Genomic DNA, 20,768 nt, shown 5'->3' on the forward strand with positions numbered 1-20,768 from the left:
GTATGAAGGAGAAAATAAAATTGGTGATTATTTTCGTTTTATTGTCCCTAGTATTTATGCCTCGATTGAAGATATTCCTGAAGATTTAAGAAAATATGTTGTAGTCTCTGATAATATTGATTTTACTAAAGATAGATTACTCGATAATAATAAGATTAATGATTATTTTACTCGTATGTACTCAAAATAATTTTAGTTACTAAATTTTAATGAGAAAATTATTTAATCCAAAAACTATTGCTTAATATGACAATTAGGTGATGGTTTTTTATTTAACGATAATTATCTAAGTTGTTTATAAAAAGGGAAGTAAAGATGATTATAAACTACTGAATGACAGGAATTAATCAATGGAAAATAATTAGCTATTCAATTAAAAATGCATCTTCAAAGAATATTAGGTTTAATATTACTGTAATTGAGGAGTAGTTAATGATTATATCGAAGGGCTATAATTTATATGCGGATATTTACTTTAATTATGATTACTATATTATAGTAACTATCTCGGGATGCTATATCCACTTTATGGATTTAAAAAATGGATATAACGTTTTATCTAAGAATATCACTGATGATAAGTTAGGTCATTATTCAAAAATTTCTTTAATTAATAGTAGAAAAATAGAAAGTAACTCACAAGAATTTAATGAGATATATAATAATAAAAAATCTTATTCAGAGTGGGTGAAAAAAATAATTAAAGAATATAGTTATAAAAATAAAACAGCTCTATTTGAAAATATGAACTTATGTGGTTTAAGCTTTATAGGTAATGAAATTATTATTAAGCCTCAAAACCATTTACGTATGGATCATTGGGTAGGTGAGGGAATACCCGATAGTGCAATTATTGCATTAAAAACCAATTGTAGTGACGAGGTTTTAGGTGCCTCAATAAAAGAAGCTTTTACGCGTTGTATTAGTCGTAGAGTTTAAATAGATACTAAATAAAATCACTTTATGCTAATTATGGATAAGGTGATTTTTTATTATATGAATTTATCTATGAGTAATAATCAATTAATAAATGATTTACATTCTATCTATCCAGAGCTTCCTATCAATATTCATAAAATAAAGGGGTATTCTGATGATGAGATAAAGAAAATTGAACGTCTTTATGATATTAAAGTAGCTGGTCAGCTATATGACTTTTTGAATTGCATGGGGCGTTGCAGTGGTGGTTTCTTTGGTGATTCCTCGTTGTTATTTTACCGTAATAGTTTCTCTGTTAGAGATCATGTACAGTTTCAAATAGGTAGTTGTTCTGAGCTTTGTGGCATACAAAAACACGATTTATTAGATCAAAAACCTTTCTTTTTTTCGATAGAGTCAGAAACGCAACATCTATTTTTATTAACTTATCTAGTTTTATTTTTTAATAAAACTAATCATGTTAATAATTAATAAAGAATAGCAATAATTATCTGAACTTTATATTGGTGGAAAGCATCACAATTGATGTCCCAAACGGCATAACTGCGGATATTAAAGCCCAAAAAGAACAATCACTAGAACAGGCATTAACGGTTTTGCCTCTTTAGTATCGCAAGCTGCGGTGTCTTTACCCTCAACAGGCAAGTTATTGCTTACTGATAACGCCACATGGAATCAAGTTGCCCAGCGTGTTGCCTCGCATTCAGTCGTCAGTTCAACCCTCGGTACTGCCATTCAAGGCGGCAGTTTTATTGATAATTTTAAAACCGCGCTATTAAGCAATATTGGCAGTCAATTCCATGCAGAAGGCGCCAATTTAATTGGTAATAATGGCGCTGTATTAGGGCATGCAGGAAAGGTGTTAAGTCATGCAACATTATCTGGTTTATCTGCCCAAATTAGTGGAGGAAATGTTAAAGGTGCAATTATAGGTGGTTTGGCCGCTGAAATTGCGGCTATTTCGTTGGGTGATAACACTATTAAGGTTGAGGAGTGGCATAAAAAATCAGAATCACAAGCTCAATTTGTTAGGTTATTCGGTGGTATAGCAGGCGGTATTTTTACTGGTGAGCCTGGTGGTGTGTATAGCGGTGCAAGAGGAGCTGAAAATAGTTTCCGTTACAATTATCTCTCTCACCATCAGCAAAAGTTAATGGAGAAAGAATTATCTACTGAAACTAATTATTTTAAAAAGACAGCAATTTATCTTAAATGGCTATCAGTAGATATAGGACAAGATACAGGGTTTAATGCAGGTCTTATAGCAGGTATACCAACAGGATTGTATGAAACGATTGAAGGGCTCGCTTCTCTTGCTACAAATCCGTTAGAAACATACCAAGCTATCAAAGCGGTTATTCAAAGTGATAATGCTTTCGATACATTAACTCAAGCGGTTAAACAATCGTATATCGATCGTATTGAAAAGCTGGAGGCAGAATATCAAAAAGCAGGTGTATCTGGTTCATTTAATGCGGGTGTTGAAAGTGGAAAACTCATTTTTGATCTTGTAGGTTTATTTGCTGGTGGTGTTGGAGTTGCGAAAGGAAGTTCTCAGCTTATAGCTAAGACATCAGCTAAAATTACTACAAGAAATAAATTGATTTCTTCTATAAAAAGTGGACAAGTAGGATTAAGTGATCCTGATGCAGTTGATTTAATAAAAGCTGATATGCTTAAAAACTTTTATAGCTATAAAGCTCCATCAGGTATTATTGCTGGTTATATAGACAAAAAGGGTGTTTATTATGTAACGGAAGGCAACCATAGGATGGTTGCTGCAGTGGAAATATATAATGAAATAGGAGAAATAAAATATATTAATCAATTGTTAGATAATGGAAGCTGGACTAAAATAGACAATCCTATAGTTGATTCAAAACCATTACCTGTAAGAAAAATAAAGTGAGAATATATGACTAAAAATGAAATATATATAGATATGATGTATTGGATTTTACCTCAATTAAGAAATATTCAGTCTAGAGGAATGATAGCAAAAGCAAAGGATAAATCTTGTTATTATGAATTACAGTTAATTCATAATTTACCAAAAAAAATACTTAATCAAGATTTTGATGAAAGTGATATTTCATTTTTAAATTTTTAAGCCAAAACATATACTGAAAAATGCAGTTCAAAAATAAGTATATTATATGATGGCAATATAAAGTATATTAAAATGTTATTTAATTTGGTCCCTGATGAATTACGTCATCAATTACGATGGGATGGGCCTATCAATTAAAATGAGGATATATGGTTTTACCTCTAAGCCCAGAATGGGTGCCAGGTTCATCTTATACGTATGCATGGGTTGCCATGGATAATCAAGGGTATCTAGCAAAAATGTATAATAATAATAGTGGGTGGTTACCTAAAGTACTATTATCGATACCTGATATTAAATTATATTTAGATTACTTATCTGAATATATTGATGGTGAATCAGAAAAATACAACAATAAAATAAATAAGAAGCCTAACTATATTATTGATTTATGTTCAAGTTATACTTATAGAAAACATGATAAATCAAAAATAATAAAAGAATTTGATTTTGAATTTAAAAAGTGGGATGGGGATCATTGTGATGCGGGAATCGGGGCTAAAATGGGAATGTTTCTTTTTGAAGCCCTTAATGAATTATATGAAGATCATCCAGTAGGCTATGAAGGTAAAACCAAAATGGGTGACTATTTTCGTTTTATTGTTCCTACTATTTATGTAACGATAGAGGATATTCCTGAAGAGCTAAGAAAATATATTGTCGTCTCTGATATTCTTGATTTTACCAAAGATAGATTGCTCGATAACAATAAAATTAGCGATTATTTTACTTGTATGTATTCAGAGTAAATAAATTAGCTACTAATTTTTAATAGAAATATTAATCAAGCCAAAACCATTACTTAATATTATTTTAAAAATAATAACTAGGTAGTGGTTTTATTTATAAATACTTAAATGGATAAATATTCGGGAGAAAGAAGGGGAAGAGCTGAGATTTTACCAAGTGATGTTAAATCAAAAACTCTAGAATTAGGTGTTCCTGCAAGAACAAACAAAGAACAATGGGATGTAATTAATAATTCAATTAAAAATGCATCATCAAAAAATATTAAGATTAATATTACTGTAATTGAGGAGTAGTTAATGATTATATCGAAGGGATATAATTTATATACAGATATTTACTTTAATTATGATTACTATATTATAGTAACTATCTCTGGGTGCTATATCCACTTTGTGGATTTTAAAAATGGATATAACGTTTTATCTAAAAATATCACTGATGATAAGTTAGGTTATTATTCAAAAGTTTCTTTAAGTAATAGTAGAAAAATAGAAAGTAACTCACAAGAATGTAATGAGATGTATAATGATAAAAAATCTTATTCAGAGTGGATAAAAAAATAATTAAAGAATATAGTTATAAAAATAAAACAGCTCTATTTGAAAATATGAACTTATGTGGTTTAAGCTTTATAGGTAATGAAATTATTATTAAGCCTCAAAACCATTTACGTATGGATCATTGGGTAGGTGAGGGAATACCTGATAGTGCAATTATTACATTGAAAACCAATTGTAGTGACGAGGTTAGGTGCTTCAATAAAAGAAGCTTTTACATGTTGTATTAGTCGTAAAATTTAAATGGATATTAAAATTACCTTATATCAACCAAGTGTAAGGTAACTTTATATAATTTAATCAATTAAAAACCATCACTTAATATTATTTCTAAAATAATAACTAAGTGATGGTTTTATTTTTTATTTAAAAGCAATCATATTAATGATTAACACAGTGTTGCGACAATCACCTGATCAGCATTAAATAAAGCGGTTACGCTGTCATTAATATGCAGTTTTTGCTCTTTAACATGCTGATTAGAACAGGTTGCACAAACTTCTTGTCCGCCTTCTAATGTCACCACTAATTCACTGTTTTCACTACCCGTCTCAATTTGAGTGAGTGTGCCTGAAAGCGCGTTGTCATAATGTTGCGTTAAAGATGTGTCGCCTTTTTCAATATTGACCCAAGGTGCCTTAATTAAAATCAGTACTTCTTTACCTTTTTTAAGTCCTAGGCGATCAGCACTTTTTTCAGTTAGTGCAGCTCGAATAATGGTCTTTTTATCAGCAAGTTGAACATTAACATGTTGTTGAACTTGAAGGTTATCACGCTCAATAATGGTGCCGAAAAACTGGTTTCTGGCACTGGTTTGTAATGAAAAACGAGAAATAGCCGCTAAAAGGCTATCCAGAGGGAGTGAATCATCTTTCAATACATCAAAGGCTTTTTGCTGGATTTGACCTAACAGATCGTAAAGTTGTAGTAAGCGCTCGCAATAATGAGTGAGAGTTGCACCTCCGCCACCTTTACCGCCTGTTGCTCTATCAACAAGAAGCTCGTCTGCGAGTTGATTCATTTCATTAATGGCATCCCAAGCACTTTTATAACTAATGCCCGCCATTTTTGCCCCTTGGCTAATTGAACCCGTCGCCTTGATCTGTTTTAACAATGCTACGCGACGAGGATCGGCAAAGAGCTTATCTTGAAGTTTAAGAGTTAATAATATTTCTGCTTGCATAATGATAGGCTTCTTCTTTTTTTGTGTGTTTATCGCATTTTTTGTGCCGACACAAAGCGATAATTCTCTAGAATATATACATCTATAGCGTTATTATTCGTCATTCGTGAAGAAATGCCAACTCTGGCTTTCCGAATATACCATGATAAAGAGGTTATCATGCTTGAATTGTTGAAAAGTTTAGGGTTTGCTCTCTTGATGGTACCTGTTGTAATGGTACTGATTATGGGCATTATTTATGGTTTAGGTGAAGTGTTTAACTTGATTTCACCAAGTCAGCCAAAAGCAGACAAAAAATCATAATTTCTCCCTCCCTGATTTAGAATAGCCCTTTATCTTGAAGGGCTATTTTTTTACTCACGATACTCGTCATACTTCAAGCCACAGCGTTGTTGACTACGCTCATTCGCACTAGTCACATACTTATGTATGCTCCTAGCGACTCATTCACTCATCGCCTAGCTGTGACTTGAATTATTTAGAGTATCTACTGGTTATACTTTAAGTTGTAGATAGTTTGTCACTCATCGCCTAGCTGTGACTTGAATTATTTAGAGTATCTACTGGTTATACTTTAAGTTGTAGATTGTTTGTCACTCATCGCCTAGCTGTAACTTGAATTATTTAGAGTATGTAGATTTCTCTATCTCTATCTCCATTTTTTGTTTCTTTTTAATGGTTATATTTATTGATATATAACCAGTTTCTAGCATCTAATCCTTTCAATTTACGCTGTATCTTGATATATACAGCGTGTCATCCTTTAATTTAAGTGGAATTAGAACATGAAAAAATTATCAGGCAAGCTACTTGCTGGCGCAGTTATCTCTTTTGCTTTAGTAAGCCAAAGTTTTGCATCGGAAAAAGTAACGGTATTTGCTGCCGCTTCTCTTACCAATGCTCTTAATGAAATTTCGGCACAATATAAGCAAGAGAAACAAGCTGAAGTTGTTGCGTCTTATGCATCTTCTTCAACGCTAGCTCGTCAAATTGAACAAGGCGCACCTGCAAATCTGTTTATTTCAGCAGACCAGCAGTGGATGGACTACGCAATCGATAAGAATTTAATGGTTGCAGATTCACGTCATACACTATTAGGTAATGATTTAGTGCTTATTGCCCCTAAAGATAGTCAATTAAATGACGTTGTTATTAATAAGGAAACCAAATGGAAATCCTTACTTAATGGCGGAAAACTAGCGGTTGGCGATCCGGATCATGTGCCTGTTGGTATCTATGCGAAAGAATCATTAGAATATTTAGGTGCATGGGACACAGTAAGCCCAGAAATGGCTCGAACTAATAACGTACGTAGCGGTATGGCGTTGGTGGAACGTGATGAAGCACCATTAGGTATCGTATACGGTTCTGATGCGGTTGCGAGTGATAAAGTGAAAGTGGTCGGCGTATTCCCAGCTGATAGCCACAAACCTGTTGAGTATCCAATGGCAGTTGTAAAAGGTCAGGACAATAAAGCAGTTCGTGATTTTTATGACTATCTGAAAACACCTCAAGCCGCAGAAATCTTTAAGAAATACGGCTTTAGCCCACTGTAGGAATTATACTTTTGGAGATGTTAAGTGAATACGAATGGCAAGCCATTATACTAAGCCTTAAGGTATCGACTGTTGCGGTTATTATCAGTCTACCTTTTGGTATTTTTATGGCTTGGCTTTTAGTTAGGGTACGTTTTCCCGGTAAATCATTGCTTGATAGCATTATCCATTTACCTTTAGTTCTTCCTCCTGTTGTGGTCGGTTATCTTTTACTGATCAGTATGGGAAGACGTGGATTTATTGGTGAATGGTTGTATGACTGGTTTGGTTTTAGCTTTACATTTAGTTGGCGAGGCGCAGCACTTGCATCTGCAGTCGTTGCATTTCCACTAATGGTAAGGGCTATCAGATTAGCATTAGAGGCTGTCGATCAGCGTATGGAACAAGCGGCAAGAACCCTTGGGGCTTCACCATTACGCGTCTTTTTTACCATAACGTTACCTTTGTCTATGCCAGGGATCATCGCAGGAATTGTGTTGGCATTTGCGCGCTCATTGGGAGAATTTGGCGCAACAATCACTTTCGTCTCCAATATTCCTGGGGAAACAAGAACTATTCCTCTGGCAATGTATACCTTGATTGAAACACCGGGCGCAGAAATGGATGCCGCCCGTTTATGTGTTATTGCAATTATTTTGGCGCTCGTCTCTTTAATGGCTTCAGAGTGGCTAACTCGTTGGGGGCGTAAAAGATTGGGGGGCGTATGCTAGAGATGAATTTTAAACAGACGCTAGGATCACTGCGTCTGGAAGTCAATACTGAACTGCCAACAGAAAGTATTACCGCAGTCTTTGGTTTATCTGGGGCGGGTAAAACTTCCCTAATTAATGTGATTGGCGGTTTAACCAAACCCGATTCAGGTCGGATTGTATTAAATAATCACACACTGGTTGATACTGAAAAGAAAATTTATCTGCCACCTGAAAAACGTAAAGTGGGTTATGTATTCCAAGATGCCAGACTGTTTCCTCATTACACCGTAAGAGGAAATCTGCTTTACGGTATGTCGCCAACAATGAAAGTTCAGTTTGATCGCATTATTCATTTATTAGGGATTGGTCATTTACTCTCTCGGTTTCCTATCACCTTATCAGGCGGTGAAAAACAGCGTGTTGCCATAGGGCGAGCGTTGTTAACAGCGCCTGATATTATGTTGATGGATGAGCCTTTGGCTTCGCTTGATTTACCGCGTAAACGCGAGTTACTGCCATATTTAGAAAAGCTCTCACAAGATGTACAAATTCCGATTTTGTATGTAAGTCATAGTCTTGATGAAATTATTCGACTTGCTGATAATGTCATTGTGATGGATGCAGGAAAAATCAAGGCAACAGGTAAGCTGGAAGATGTATGGGCAAGTAGTGCATTACGCCCGTGGTTACAAAAAGAGACATTAAGTAGTATCGCTAATGTGATGGTAGTCGAACACCATAGTCATTACGATATGACAGCAACCGCTTTTGGTAATCAAGTGCTGTGGTTGCCTCAAATCGAGACTAAAATTGGTCGCGATGTGCGTGTGCGTATTGATGCTTCTGATGTGTCACTGACTACCACTCGTCCTTCAAATAGCAGTATTCGTAATATTTTGCATATGAAAGTGGTTGAAACCATTAAAAATGATGGCCAAGTTGATGTGAAACTTGTCAATGACGGTAATTATTTATGGGCAAGGATCACGCCTTGGGCAAAAGATGAGTTGAATATTCAAGAAGGGCAATGGCTTTATGCGCAAATTAAGAGTATTTCGCTAAGTCGCCATCTTTGATTATCAGTTATATTTATCGAGAAAAAGACCTTATTTTAAATGAGGTCTTTTTCTTTTGGGTGAGGTAAAAATAAGACTAAGACAAAATATATTTATGAATAGTTTCTGCAATACCCGGTTGTGAATTCACTTTGGTGACCATTTTAGCGCGAGCTTTTACTTCGTCAGAGGCATTACCCATTGCAACACCTAAGCCAACATGTTCTAGCATGCTAAGATCATTAAAATTATCACCAAAGGCAATAACATCACTCATATTCATGCCATTCGCTTCAACCCAGCGTTGTAAACGGTGGCCTTTACTGTTGCCTTTTTTGGCGATATCAACTTGATCAACCCAAGACCATTCGCACTCTAAACCGACTTGTTGCTCAATTTTTTCAACTAAAGCGCGTAATTCATCGTGATCAGGTGTTGTTGTTGCTATTTTCCAAATGGCATTAACATCATGCATGGCCTTATAGAAATCATCGACTTTAATTAAGTTTGGACGCTGTGCAGTGGGTAATGTTTCTGACCATTTTAAAGTACGCTGCACAGGGGCTGATAGTTGGTCATACATCATTGCATCATCAGCATAAACTAAGTGATGTACATCTGTTTGTTTAACGAGATCTAATACTGCGCTGGTTTCTTGAGTGGTTAATGGATCGGATTCCAGTACCTTTTTACCAATATAGTCATAAAGGTAGGTTCCATTACAGCAGATCGCAGGGGTATCAAGATCGAGTGCTTGATAGAATGGATGAATAGCAACATGATGACGACCTGTTACAATTAAAACTTTAACACCTGCCTTTCTTGCAAGATTGAGTGCTTCTAAAGATTCTGGCAGGATACGTTTTTGGTCATCAAGCAGTGTGCCATCAAGATCCAAAGCAATAACGCGATATGACATAAATAAGCCCCTTGATAGTATTAAGATGCAATGGTGTTGATGTTACACGTTAACCAATAAAAGATAAACTAGCTTAATCGTTACAATCAAACGTTGGTTTTTCTATTATTCTTTATAAATCAATGGGTAATGGATTTTAAGGAGAAGGAATGAAACAGGTAGTCTACGTAGCAAGTCCAGAGAGTCAGCAAATTCATGTTTATGCGTTAAACACCGAAGGTGAAATGGATTTATTGCAGGTTGTTGAGGTTGCAGGGCAAGTGCAACCCATGATTGCAAGCGCTGATGGAAAATACCTTTATGTAGGTATTCGTCCTCATTTTAGTGTGGTGACATTTGCGATTGCTGTCGATGGTCAGTTAGAGCAAAAGGCTATCACTTCCATTCCAAGTACACCTGTTCATTTATGCTTAGATAAAACGGGGCGATTTTTGTTTGTTCCTTCTTATCATCAAGGTAATTTAGCTGTTTTGCCTATTAATGCGCAGGGGATCCCCCAATCACCTATTCAAATTATTGAAGGCTTAAATAAGCCTCATTCATCTAATATTGATTGGAATAATAAACAACTGATTGTGCCTTGCTTAGGTGAAGATCATATTCGTTTATTTGATTTATCAGAAGACGGTCGTTTAACAGAAGCGGGTACTGAAGAGCTAACAACAGCACAAAATGCAGGTCCTCGTCATATGGTATTCCATCCTAATGGTGATGTGTTTTACTGCCTTAATGAATTAGATGCGACAATCAATGTATATCGTCGTATGGGGGATTTATATCGTTTAATGCAAACGGTGGATATCGTCCCTGAAACTTTCAACAGTACTCGTTGGGCGTCAGATATTCATATTACACCCGATGGCCGTTTTCTTTATGCAAGCGAACGTTCTGAAAGCTTTATTTGTGCGATGACAATTTCAGAAGCGGGCGATTATTTGCAACCTGTGGGTTATTACCCTACACAAACACAGCCTCGTGGCTTTAATCTTGATAATACAGGAAATTACCTGATTTCTTGTGGCCAAAAATCAGATTTTGCGTCTGTTTCTCGTATTGATAAACACACTGGCGCTTTAACTGAATTAGCGTGTTACCCAGTAGGCAAAGGTGCTATGTGGGTTACTGTTGTGACAAAATAAAAGTCACTTTAAACCTCTAGCGAAATATTTTATCGCTAGAGGTTTAATTCTTTATGAAAGATGAACCACTTTCTCAATAGCTTGAGTGAGTTTAGAGAGGTTTGCTGGTGGCATAATAAATGGCGGCATAATGTAAATCAGCTTGCCAAAAGGTCTGATCCAAACCCCTTCATCTACAAAGATTTTTTGTAGTTTTGCCATATTGACGGGCTCATTCATTTCGACCACACCAATCGCCCCTAAAACCCGCACATCTTTGACACTTTTTACCTGCTTTAGTGGTAATAGCTCTTTTTTAAGTTGTGCTTCTAGTCGTTCAACTTGGTTTATCCAATCGCCTTTTGCTAATAGAGATAAACTGGCATCTGCAACAGCACAAGCTAAAGGATTTCCCATATAAGTAGGACCATGCATAAAGCATCCTGCATCGCCTTGGCTTATGGTTTCTGCAATATGGCGCGTGGTTAAGGTTGCCGATAACGTCATATATCCACCTGTTAATGCTTTACCTACACACATAATATCAGGAGAAATTCCAGCGTGTTCACAGGCAAAAAGTTTACCTGTTCGGCCAAAACCAGTGGCTATTTCATCGGCAATGAGTAGTACATCAAACTCGTCACACAGTGCTCTTGTGTGTTTTAAATATTCAGGATGGTAAATCCGCATTCCACCCGCGCCTTGAACAATAGGCTCAAGCATTACTGCCGCAATTTCGTGGTGATGTTGTTCTAATGTTGAGCGTAATGAATTGATATCACTTGGGTTCCACTGTTCATAAAAGCCTGTTTGAGGCGCATCAACAAATAGGTGATTAGGCAAGTAGCCTTTATAAAGACTGTGCATGGAGTTATTCGGATCACACACTGACATTGCGCCAAAGGTATCACCATGATATCCCTGTTTTAACGCCACAATACGTTGACGTTTTTCTCCTTTAGCTTGCCAATATTGCAAGGCCATTTTCAGTGCGACTTCAACGGCAACCGAACCTGAATCCGCTAAGAATATGCATTCAAGAGGCTCAGGTGTTATTGCTAATAATTTTCGACAAAGTGATACTGCTGGAGGATGAGTAATGCCACCAAACATTACATGAGACATATTGCTTAGTTGTGTAGTAACCGCATTATTAAGCTCAGGATGATTATATCCATGAATTGCTGCCCACCATGAAGACATTCCATCTATCAGTTTTCTACCATCAGCCAAGACTAGTTCAACGCCTTTTGCACTGACGATAGGGTAAGCAGGTAACGGATTACTCATCGAGGTGTATGGATGCCAAATGTGGCGTAAATCAAAAGCGATATCTTCAGGTGTCATTCTATTTTTCACTTAATCATGTAAACCAATGGTGATCAATTTTAGTTGACATGATAACCCTATTATTTAAACTGGCAATCACTTTTAAATAGGAGATTGTATTGTGAGCACACTAAAACGCTGGACATTAAAAGAAGCCAGAGCATTGTTTGATATGCCATTTTTAGATTTGGTTTTTCAAGCGCAACAAGTGCATCGTCAACATTTTGATCCTTCACAGATCCAAGTCAGTACGTTGCTTTCTATCAAAACAGGGGCTTGTCCTGAAGATTGTAAATATTGTGCTCAAAGTGCGCGCTATAAAACGGGATTAGAAAAAGAACGTTTAATGGAAGTGCTGCAAGTAATTGAATCAGCAAAAAAAGCAAAAGCGGCTGGTTCAACGCGTTTTTGTATGGGAGCTGCTTGGAAAAATCCGCATGAACGTGACATGCCTTACCTTGAACAGATGGTGAAAGAAGTCAAAGCATTAGGTATGGAAACTTGTATGACACTGGGTAAGTTAGATGATTCACAAGCTAATAGATTAGCTGATGCGGGGCTAGATTTTTATAACCATAACCTCGATACCTCACCTGAATTTTACGGCAGCATTGTGACAACGCGAACGTACCAAGATCGTTTAGATACACTCGATAAAGTCCGCAATGCAGGCATTAAAGTCTGCTCTGGCGGAATTTTAGGTTTGGGTGAAGAAGTGAAAGACAGAGCCGCAATGTTGGTACAATTAGCTAATTTGCCACAACCTCCAGAAAGTGTACCAATTAATATGTTAGCCAAAATCAAAGGTACGCCATTGGCTGATAATGAAGATGTCGATCCTTTTGATTTTATTCGTACTATCGCCGTTGCTCGTATCATGATGCCACGCTCTTATGTTCGCCTTTCTGCTGGTCGTGAGCAAATGAGTGAACAAACACAAGCATTCTGCTTTATGGCTGGGGCGAACTCTATTTTCTATGGTTGCAAATTATTAACAACAACTAATCCAACTGAAGATAAAGACCACCAATTATTCCGTAAATTAGGCTTAAATCCTGAACGATTAGCAGTATCTATGGGCGACAATCAGCAAGAAGAAGCTTTAATACAAGCAGTTGCTAATAAAGACACTGAACAATTTTATAACGCGGCACTGTAATGAGTTGGCAAACCTATTTAAATGAGCAACTTAATGAGCGTAGAAATACGCCATTATGGCGAAAACGCAAAGTGATCAAACGAGTAGATGGGCGTTTTTTGATCACAATATCAGGTGAAAAGTACCTTAATTTTTCAGGCAATGATTATTTAGGTATTAGCCAGCATGCGGATGTTATTAAAGCATGGCAGCAAGGCGCTGATGAGTACGGTGTAGGTAGCGGTGGATCAGGACATATCACCGGATTTACACAAGCGCATGCACAATTAGAACAACATCTAGCAGATTGGCTAGGTTACGATAATGCATTGTTATTTTCATCAGGTTACAGTGCCAATCAAGGCGTTATTTCGGCATTACTTGAAAAAGACGATGCCATTATTGCGGATAAACTTTGCCATGCCTCGTTAATGGAAGCCGCTGTATTATCACCAGCTACATTATGGCGTTTTTTACACAATTCTTTTGACTCTTTATCTCAACGACTTAATAAAACGTCAGCTAGTAAAACCTTGGTGGTTACAGAAGGGGTATTTAGCATGGATGGAGATCAAGCACCATTAACAGAAATAGCAACAATAAGCCGACAACATGATGCATGGTTAATGGTCGATGATGCACACGGTATTGGTGTTTTAGGTAAAGAAGGTCGAGGCAGTTGTGATAAATCGGGTATCAAACCTGAGTTATTAGTGGTGACTTTTGGTAAGGCTTTTGGTATCAGTGGGGCGGCAGTGCTTTGTAACAAGCCAACAGCGGAATTTTTTGAACAATACGCTCGTCACCTTATTTATAGTACCTCAATGCCACCTGCACAGGCAGTCGCGTTACATTCAGCATTAAATATGATTAAGCAAGCTGATGGCGAGCGAGCATACCTTCAACAATTAATTGATACCTTTCGTCAAGGTGTTATGTCGCTTCCTATTAAATTATTACCTTCACAAACAGCTATTCAGCCATTAATTATTGGTGATGAACAATTATGCCAAACACTTTCAGATTATCTGCAATCTAAAGGGCTTTGGGTAAAATCTATCTTTCCACCTACAGTTCCACCTCATAGCGCACGTTTACGAATAACGTTAACCACTCGCCACCACCTTTCAGATATTAAGCTGTTAATCGAGACGCTTCATGCATTCTTTAGTCAAAACAGATAAACAACGTATAGCCCAAATATTTGGTAAAGCGGCTATTCATTATGATAATCACGCCAATATTCAGCGCTACAGTGGCAATAAATTAATGGATTTAGCGCGTTATGATAGTGGCAATATTGTCTTAGATGCAGGATGCGGAACAGGGTATTTCAGCCAAAAATGGAAACAACGCGGATACTTTGTTATTGCACTTGATTTATCACATAAGATGCTACAAGTGGCAAAACAACAACAACGGGCAAATGATTATCTACAAAGTGATATAGAGCATTGTGCAATTATGCCACAAAGTGTGGATATCGTGTTTAGCAATTTAGCGATGCAATGGTGCGATGATTTATCCGTTGCGATTAATTCACTCATGAATGTAGTAAATAAAACAGGAGCACTTTATTTCTCAACACTCGCTACGTTGACACTGCAAGAAGTCAGAGACGCTTGGCAATTTATTGATAACCACCCGCATGTTAATCCTTTTTTATCACTTCATGATATTGAGAAAGCGTGTTGTGGTTTTCATTGCCAATTTTCTACTGAAACTGTCACGGAACACTATGATTCATTACATGCGTTGTTTGCTTCTTTAAAGGGTGTTGGTGCCAATTTTGTACAAGGTGATAGACAAAAAGGGTTAATGACGCGACAAAAATTTCGTGCACTAGAAAAGGTATGGAAAACAGATTCAGGTAAATATGTACTTACCTATCAAATTGTTATAGGAAAAATATCACATGGCTAAAATAGTGTTCTTAACAGGTACAGATACAGAAGTAGGTAAAACCGTGGTAAGTAGTGCTCTATTACAATGTGCTACGCATCAAGGATATCAAACTGCGGGCTACAAACCTGTTGCTTCGGGAAGTGAGTGGCTAAATGAAGGTTTACGTAATTCAGATGCACTAACATTGCAAAAATTCAGTACGGTAAAGTTAGATTACCATCGTGTGAATCCTTATTGTTTTGAAACGCCAACATCTCCTCATATTATCAGTCAAGAGATGCATCAACCTATTGATTTTAATGTGATGTCAGAAGGCTTATCTTACTTAAAACAGCAAGCTAATTGGATTTTAGTTGAAGGGGCTGGTGGTTGGTTTACGCCACTATCAGAAAAGCAATTTTTTTCTGATTGGGTTATTAGTGAACAGCTTCCCGTTATTTTAACGGTAGGTGTTAAATTGGGTTGTATTAATCATGCGTTATTAACGCAACAAGCAATTATTCAGTCTGGTTTAACATTGGCGGGGTGGGTTGCCAATGAAGTTGAACCCGCAGGGCGATATCAGAAGGAATATCTGGCAACATTAAAGCAACATATTAAAGCACCATTCTTAGGCAAAATACCCTATTTAAATGAAGTAAAAGAGCATGATTTTACGTCTTACCTCGATCTTTCTTGTTTAAAACTAGGTTGATAAGCCATTATTGGATAAATGATCAAAGTCTATTTCTTATATCAATAAAAAAATAAAAAAAATAAATTTCTCCGATTTTGAGGGATATTTTAAGCTGGAAAAAAAGACGTAACCTACCGAGAGATAACAACTTTGTGTAGTTATCCACTATTCCTGTGGATAACCTTGTGTATTACCATTATAAAAATACTCTGAATAGAGAGAATACAAGGCATTGCTAAAGATTGGCGTTATTCTCAACTTTTATTTTTAATTCTTATATATCAATTAATTAAATAAAATCAATAGAGCGGATGTTGTTGACGTGTCTCTTTGAATAATTCACAAAATAGGGGCTTGCTTTTTGAAAAAATTCTAGTTCCGAAACTGGGGATAACTTATGCTAATTATTCAAACAAATTTTAGTAGATAGAGATTGAAGCTGGATTTTTATCCAGTATCATAAGGAGTGTCAGCGAGGAGAAGAAAATATGAGCAAAGCTTTTAAACTGCATTCTGAATTTAAGCCTGGTGGCGATCAACCTACGGCTATTGCTTCACTTTGTGAAGGATTAGACGATGGGCTTGCACATCAAACCCTCTTAGGGGTAACTGGTTCAGGTAAAACTTTTACTATTGCTAATGTGATAGCCAACTTAAATCGGCCTACGATGGTGCTTGCACCAAATAAAACTTTAGCAGCACAGCTTTACAGTGAAATGAAAGAATTCTTTCCTGAAAATGCAGTGGAATACTTTGTTTCTTATTACGATTATTATCAGCCAGAAGCCTATGTGCCAAGTTCTGACACCTTTATTGAAAAAGATGCCTCAGTTAACGAACATATTGAACAAATGCGTCTGTCTGCCACTAAAGCCTTATTAGAGCGCAAAGACGTGATTGTGGTGTCATCCGTTTCTGCGATTTATGGTTTGGGTGATCCTGACAGTTATTTAAAAATGATGCTTCACCTGACGAACGGCATGATAATCGACCAACGTGCGATTTTACGGCGTCTCGCTGATTTACAATATACTCGCAATGATCAAGCTTTTCAGCGCGGGACATTTCGTGTCCGTGGTGAGGTGATTGATATCTTCCCTGCTGAATCTGATGATTACGCTTTACGTGTTGAATTATTTGATGAAGAAGTCGAACGCCTTTCGCTCTTTGACCCTTTAACTGGGCAAATCCACTACAATGTGCCCCGTTTTACCGTTTACCCTAAAACGCACTATGTCACCCCACGCGAGCGTATTCTTGAAGCAATGGAGGAAATCAAAAAAGAACTTGCAGAGAGACGCAAAGTGCTTTTAGCGAATGATAAACTTGTTGAAGAACAACGTGTGACACAGCGCACCCAATTTGATCTAGAAATGATGAATGAGCTGGGATATTGCTCAGGTATCGAAAACTATTCACGTTATCTATCAGGTAGAGGGCCAGGTGAGCCACCACCAACCCTATTTGATTACCTTCCTGCTAACGGTCTATTAGTGATTGATGAATCACACGTTACCATTCCACAAATTGGTGGAATGTATAAAGGCGACCGTTCTCGTAAAGAAACTTTGGTTGAATATGGTTTCCGTTTACCCTCGGCACTCGATAACCGCCCATTACGTTTTGAAGAGTTTGAGGCGTTAGCACCACAAACAATTTATGTTTCAGCAACACCGGGTAAATATGAGCTTGAAAAATCAGGTGATGAAATTGTCGAACAAGTTGTAAGACCAACAGGCTTACTTGACCCGATTGTTGAAGTGCGACCGGTTTCTACACAAGTTGATGATTTACTATCTGAAATTCGTATTCGTGCTGCAAAAAATGAACGTGTACTGGTTACCACATTAACAAAACGAATGGCAGAAGATTTAACAGAATATCTAGAAGAGCATGGTGAGCGAGTTCGCTATTTACACTCTGATATTGATACGGTTGAACGTGTCGAAATTATTCGTGATTTGCGCCTTGGTGAGTTTGATGTATTAGTCGGTATCAACTTACTCCGAGAGGGATTGGATATGCCAGAGGTCTCTTTGGTTGCTATTTTGGATGCAGATAAAGAAGGTTTCTTGCGTTCAGAGCGTTCATTAATTCAGACTATCGGCCGTGCAGCTCGTAACCTTGAAGGTAAAGCGATTTTATATGGCGATAGAATTACGGACTCAATGGCGAAAGCAATTGGTGAAACTGAACGTCGCCGAGAGAAACAGCAACAATTTAACCTTGAACATGGCATTGTACCTAAAGGGTTAAATAAAAAAGTGGGTGATATTCTTAAAATTGGCCAGCCTTCTCAAGGTCGTAACAAGAAAGGGCATAAAGCAAAAGATATTCATGAAAATTACCCATTATTATCGACTGCTGAGCTAGAAAAAGAGATCCAGCGTTTAGAGGCTGAAATGTATCAACATGCCAAAGATCTTGAGTTTGAAAAAGCCGCAAGTACGCGAGATAAACTACAAGCGTTGCGAGCTCAATTTATTGCGAACTCTTAATAACAGAATTTAAACCAGCACAATAAAGGGATATCTGTATATTTACTCCAGATTATCCCTTTTTCCCTTTTATCTTTCACTTTTTCCCTAGTTTTATATTCCCTTAATGGCGTTCAACTGTTTAAATATCACCACAAACAAGCGTCAATTATTTACAAAGATAAAAAAGATATTAAGGACAGTGAATGAGCGGTTATGTTTATGCAGGGTTTCCCAGCTCTGCAGGGGTTATTATTGGTGTTATTCTTCTTATTTTGCTTTTTAAATGGTTACGCAAATTTGCTGTACAAGATAGTGAATTATCAAAACCATCAACAGCAGGGCAGGAGCCCATTTTATCTGAAGCAGAAGATACAACAGATCAATTATTACCTCATGAATGGGGATTATATGTAGCAGCACCTTACGCTGTGATGAATGAATGGACATATAACGAATATGACCAAGGTAAAGATGATGGTGGATTATCAGCAGGTTGGGGAATAAACGACCGTTGGGATTTAGTCTATCAACTATTTTGGTTGCTCACTCAAGGTCACACTAATGATTTTTATCAGCTACGTGACCAAATTTTGGATGGCAAAGAAGACGATGTTCAGTCATTAAAAAATGACATTTTGCTTTCAGAGTTAACAGAACATGATAAAAACGAGCGTTTATGGCAAATCGATATGATGAGCACTAATCGCATGAATATTCAAAATGTGAAATACCTTATTTGGGATCTCTGCCGTTTTAACAAGCTCTGTTTAGAAGGATGTCAGCAAGGTTATATTACCCAGCAAGAAGCGCAAACATGGTCGCTAATGAGTGCCTCAATGTTACGTCGAATTTACGATGGCTGGGAAGATATGTGGAAAAACTTTATTGCAGCGCGTTGGTTTTGGGCGAGTGGCGATCAAGATTGGGTTTCTTCTCATCAAGCTTTTACGGATGTTATACAAAATATTCTTAATGCAGAAGATACGTTGGCAACAGAAGAAAACTGGATAATGGATTTGCCACCATTGGATTTAACATCTTTCTCTCGTACTGTGGCTGGCCTCGGTTTAATGAAAAATGACGTGCCAATGACACTTTCTGAAATTGAAGAAACCATTAGCCAACGTATTACGTTAAAACACCTTAATAGTTAATAATGCGTTGAAAACCAATAGCAATATTATGTTTTTATCGACAAAAAAACCGCATTTGCTGTTTATTACAGATGCGGTTTTTTAATGAAATTAGGTAATTAAATTTTATTTAATAGCTTGAGTCGATGCGTTACGTTGCCCTAATTGTTGTAGTGTTAACTCAATAGCTTTACCTAATAAATGGCGATCGTGACGATAAGGAATATCTTTAGCTTCCAATTGAGCTTGTACAATTAATCGACCTTTCATGGATTCATATTGAGTTTCAGGGCTAATGATCACCGCATCTATTGTTTGTAAACCAATATAGTTCTCCATCATGGCGATTTTATCAGACATTGTCATACTGGCAGCTGCGGGACTTAATTCTTTGCCTAAATTACCAATATAAATGGTTGTTGCACTACTACGGCGCAAGGCTTGTGCAAGCTCTGGCAATAATAACAAAGGCATTAAACTGGTAAAAAAACTACCGGGGCCAATTAAGATAAGATCAGCTTGTTCAATGGCTTCAATAGCTTCTCTTGTCGTTGGTACTTTAGGATAAAGATCAAGTTTTTGTGGGATCTTAGGCAAAATATCAACGTTAACTTCACCATAAATCTCATTTCCTTGATCATCTATCGCCATAAGGTCAACAGCTTGTTCAGACATTGGGATAAGATGCGCATTGACTCTTAATAATCCACGAATAAGATTAATAGCTTCTAAAGGTCGAACACTTAAGTTATCTAACGCTTTTAGCATTAAATTTCCTAAATTGTGTCCAGCCAGCTCACCTGTACCTGAAAAGCGGTATTCAAACATTGCAGAAGCTACTGAAGGCTCTGTAATTAATTGATTAATGCAATTGCGCATATCACCCCACGCAATGCCACCTTCTTCTTGACGAATACGGCCAGTAGAACCGCCATTGTCCGTTGTTGTGACAATACCAGTAAGGCGAGAGCCTAAGTAGGAGAGTGCTGAAAGCACACGCCCAAGGCCATGACCTCCACCAAGGGCAACAACACGATCTAAATCACTTAGCGTGCGATTTCGCATATTTGTTCTACTCATCTTTAAAAATTTGTCGCTAATTTATCACAATTAAATTTTAAGCCTATGATCACGGCGTGATTTCATCACATTCCTAGTTTAATTTTACTTTTGACAGCCTAATATTTAATCAATGAAAGTGTTTTTATTTATGTTATTAGCGTGACTA

Annotated in this window: 21 protein-coding genes and 1 pseudogene; 18 read left to right on the forward strand and 4 right to left on the reverse strand. The window is 36.9% G+C overall.

The window, feature by feature from the left end; genetic code table 11:
• Positions 1–432: 432 nt before the first annotated feature.
• The 7 genes and pseudogenes from ABN256_RS08930 (at position 433) to ABN256_RS08960 (ending at position 4,586) form a co-directional block, all read left to right on the forward strand.
• Positions 433–939, forward strand: a complete 507-nt coding sequence (locus ABN256_RS08930; protein WP_196553408.1) for a contact-dependent growth inhibition system immunity protein — start codon at positions 433–435, stop codon at positions 937–939.
• 57 nt (positions 940–996) lie between these two features.
• Positions 997–1,410 (forward strand): hypothetical protein, encoded by a 414-nt coding sequence (locus ABN256_RS08935; protein ID WP_349439394.1) that lies wholly within the window; start codon positions 997–999, stop codon positions 1,408–1,410.
• A gap of 100 nt (positions 1,411–1,510) precedes the next feature.
• On the forward strand, positions 1,511–2,848 hold the full coding sequence (locus tag ABN256_RS08940) for a DUF637 domain-containing protein (protein WP_502929695.1): 1,338 nt from the start codon (positions 1,511–1,513) through the stop codon (positions 2,846–2,848).
• 6 nt (positions 2,849–2,854) lie between these two features.
• On the forward strand, positions 2,855–3,049 hold the full coding sequence (locus tag ABN256_RS08945; protein WP_349439395.1) for a hypothetical protein: 195 nt from the start codon (positions 2,855–2,857) through the stop codon (positions 3,047–3,049).
• Positions 3,050–3,198: 149 nt separating this feature from the next.
• On the forward strand, positions 3,199–3,798 hold the full coding sequence (locus ABN256_RS08950; RefSeq protein WP_196553405.1) for a hypothetical protein: 600 nt from the start codon (positions 3,199–3,201) through the stop codon (positions 3,796–3,798).
• A 108-nt stretch (positions 3,799–3,906) separates the two neighbouring features.
• Positions 3,907–4,092, forward strand: a complete 186-nt coding sequence (locus tag ABN256_RS08955) for an endonuclease toxin domain-containing protein (protein WP_196553404.1) — start codon at positions 3,907–3,909, stop codon at positions 4,090–4,092.
• A 3-nt stretch (positions 4,093–4,095) separates the two neighbouring features.
• A pseudogene (locus ABN256_RS08960) lies at positions 4,096–4,586 on the forward strand (contact-dependent growth inhibition system immunity protein).
• A 158-nt stretch (positions 4,587–4,744) separates the two neighbouring features.
• Here the strand turns inward: ABN256_RS08960 and modE are convergent.
• Complete coding sequence (modE, locus tag ABN256_RS08965; protein ID WP_196553403.1) at positions 4,745–5,539, reverse strand: molybdenum-dependent transcriptional regulator; 795 nt, start codon at positions 5,537–5,539, stop codon at positions 4,745–4,747.
• A gap of 159 nt (positions 5,540–5,698) precedes the next feature.
• On the opposite strand from modE, the gene ABN256_RS08970 reads away from it, so the two are divergent.
• From ABN256_RS08970 to modC, 4 genes are all read left to right on the forward strand, one after another.
• Complete coding sequence (locus ABN256_RS08970) at positions 5,699–5,842, forward strand: AcrZ family multidrug efflux pump-associated protein (RefSeq protein WP_071788544.1); 144 nt, start codon at positions 5,699–5,701, stop codon at positions 5,840–5,842.
• A gap of 482 nt (positions 5,843–6,324) precedes the next feature.
• Positions 6,325–7,095, forward strand: coding sequence for a molybdate ABC transporter substrate-binding protein (gene modA / locus ABN256_RS08975; protein WP_072070568.1), 771 nt, complete (start codon positions 6,325–6,327; stop codon positions 7,093–7,095).
• Between the two features lie 17 nt (positions 7,096–7,112).
• Positions 7,113–7,805 (forward strand): molybdate ABC transporter permease subunit, encoded by a 693-nt coding sequence (modB, locus tag ABN256_RS08980; RefSeq protein ID WP_006537607.1) that lies wholly within the window; start codon positions 7,113–7,115, stop codon positions 7,803–7,805.
• Positions 7,799–8,863, forward strand: coding sequence for a molybdenum ABC transporter ATP-binding protein ModC (gene modC / locus ABN256_RS08985; RefSeq protein WP_349439396.1), 1,065 nt, complete (start codon positions 7,799–7,801; stop codon positions 8,861–8,863). The genes modB and modC overlap by 7 nt, the downstream gene beginning before the upstream one ends.
• 76 nt (positions 8,864–8,939) lie before the next feature.
• Here the strand turns inward: modC and ABN256_RS08990 are convergent, their stop codons facing one another.
• Positions 8,940–9,761, reverse strand: coding sequence for a pyridoxal phosphatase (locus tag ABN256_RS08990; protein ID WP_340895669.1), 822 nt, complete (start codon positions 9,759–9,761; stop codon positions 8,940–8,942).
• A 149-nt stretch (positions 9,762–9,910) separates the two neighbouring features.
• Here ABN256_RS08990 and pgl point away from each other — a divergent pair, with 149 nt between their 5' ends.
• Positions 9,911–10,900, forward strand: a complete 990-nt coding sequence (gene pgl, locus ABN256_RS08995) for a 6-phosphogluconolactonase (protein ID WP_349439397.1) — start codon at positions 9,911–9,913, stop codon at positions 10,898–10,900.
• Positions 10,901–10,951: 51 nt separating this feature from the next.
• On the opposite strand, the gene bioA is transcribed toward pgl, so the two are convergent.
• Positions 10,952–12,226 (reverse strand): adenosylmethionine--8-amino-7-oxononanoate transaminase, encoded by a 1,275-nt coding sequence (gene bioA / locus ABN256_RS09000; RefSeq protein ID WP_349439398.1) that lies wholly within the window; start codon positions 12,224–12,226, stop codon positions 10,952–10,954.
• A 103-nt stretch (positions 12,227–12,329) separates the two neighbouring features.
• Between bioA and bioB the strand changes: the two genes are divergently transcribed.
• The 6 genes from bioB (at position 12,330) to ABN256_RS09030 (ending at position 19,561) form a co-directional block, all read left to right on the forward strand.
• Positions 12,330–13,367: a biotin synthase BioB gene (bioB, locus tag ABN256_RS09005; RefSeq protein ID WP_349439399.1), complete on the forward strand. Its 1,038-nt coding sequence runs from the start codon at positions 12,330–12,332 to the stop codon at positions 13,365–13,367.
• Positions 13,367–14,530, forward strand: coding sequence for an 8-amino-7-oxononanoate synthase (gene bioF, locus ABN256_RS09010; RefSeq protein ID WP_349439400.1), 1,164 nt, complete (start codon positions 13,367–13,369; stop codon positions 14,528–14,530). The genes bioB and bioF overlap by 1 nt, the downstream gene beginning before the upstream one ends.
• Positions 14,505–15,269, forward strand: coding sequence for a malonyl-ACP O-methyltransferase BioC (gene bioC / locus ABN256_RS09015; protein ID WP_349439401.1), 765 nt, complete (start codon positions 14,505–14,507; stop codon positions 15,267–15,269). The genes bioF and bioC overlap by 26 nt, the downstream gene beginning before the upstream one ends.
• Positions 15,262–15,945, forward strand: coding sequence for a dethiobiotin synthase (gene bioD / locus ABN256_RS09020; protein WP_196553396.1), 684 nt, complete (start codon positions 15,262–15,264; stop codon positions 15,943–15,945). The genes bioC and bioD overlap by 8 nt, the downstream gene beginning before the upstream one ends.
• 470 nt (positions 15,946–16,415) lie before the next feature.
• Positions 16,416–18,425, forward strand: coding sequence for an excinuclease ABC subunit UvrB (uvrB, locus tag ABN256_RS09025; protein WP_072070559.1), 2,010 nt, complete (start codon positions 16,416–16,418; stop codon positions 18,423–18,425).
• A 185-nt stretch (positions 18,426–18,610) separates the two neighbouring features.
• Positions 18,611–19,561, forward strand: coding sequence for a DUF1266 domain-containing protein (locus ABN256_RS09030; RefSeq protein WP_340895682.1), 951 nt, complete (start codon positions 18,611–18,613; stop codon positions 19,559–19,561).
• Between the two features lie 105 nt (positions 19,562–19,666).
• On the opposite strand, the gene yvcK is transcribed toward ABN256_RS09030, so the two are convergent.
• Positions 19,667–20,605 (reverse strand): uridine diphosphate-N-acetylglucosamine-binding protein YvcK, encoded by a 939-nt coding sequence (gene yvcK, locus ABN256_RS09035; protein WP_196553394.1) that lies wholly within the window; start codon positions 20,603–20,605, stop codon positions 19,667–19,669.
• Between the last annotated feature and the right edge of the window lie 163 nt (positions 20,606–20,768).

Origin of the sequence: Proteus sp. fly-1008, assembly GCF_040140305.1 — a bacterium.
Taxonomy (GTDB): Bacteria; Pseudomonadota; Gammaproteobacteria; order Enterobacterales; family Enterobacteriaceae; genus Proteus; species Proteus vulgaris_B.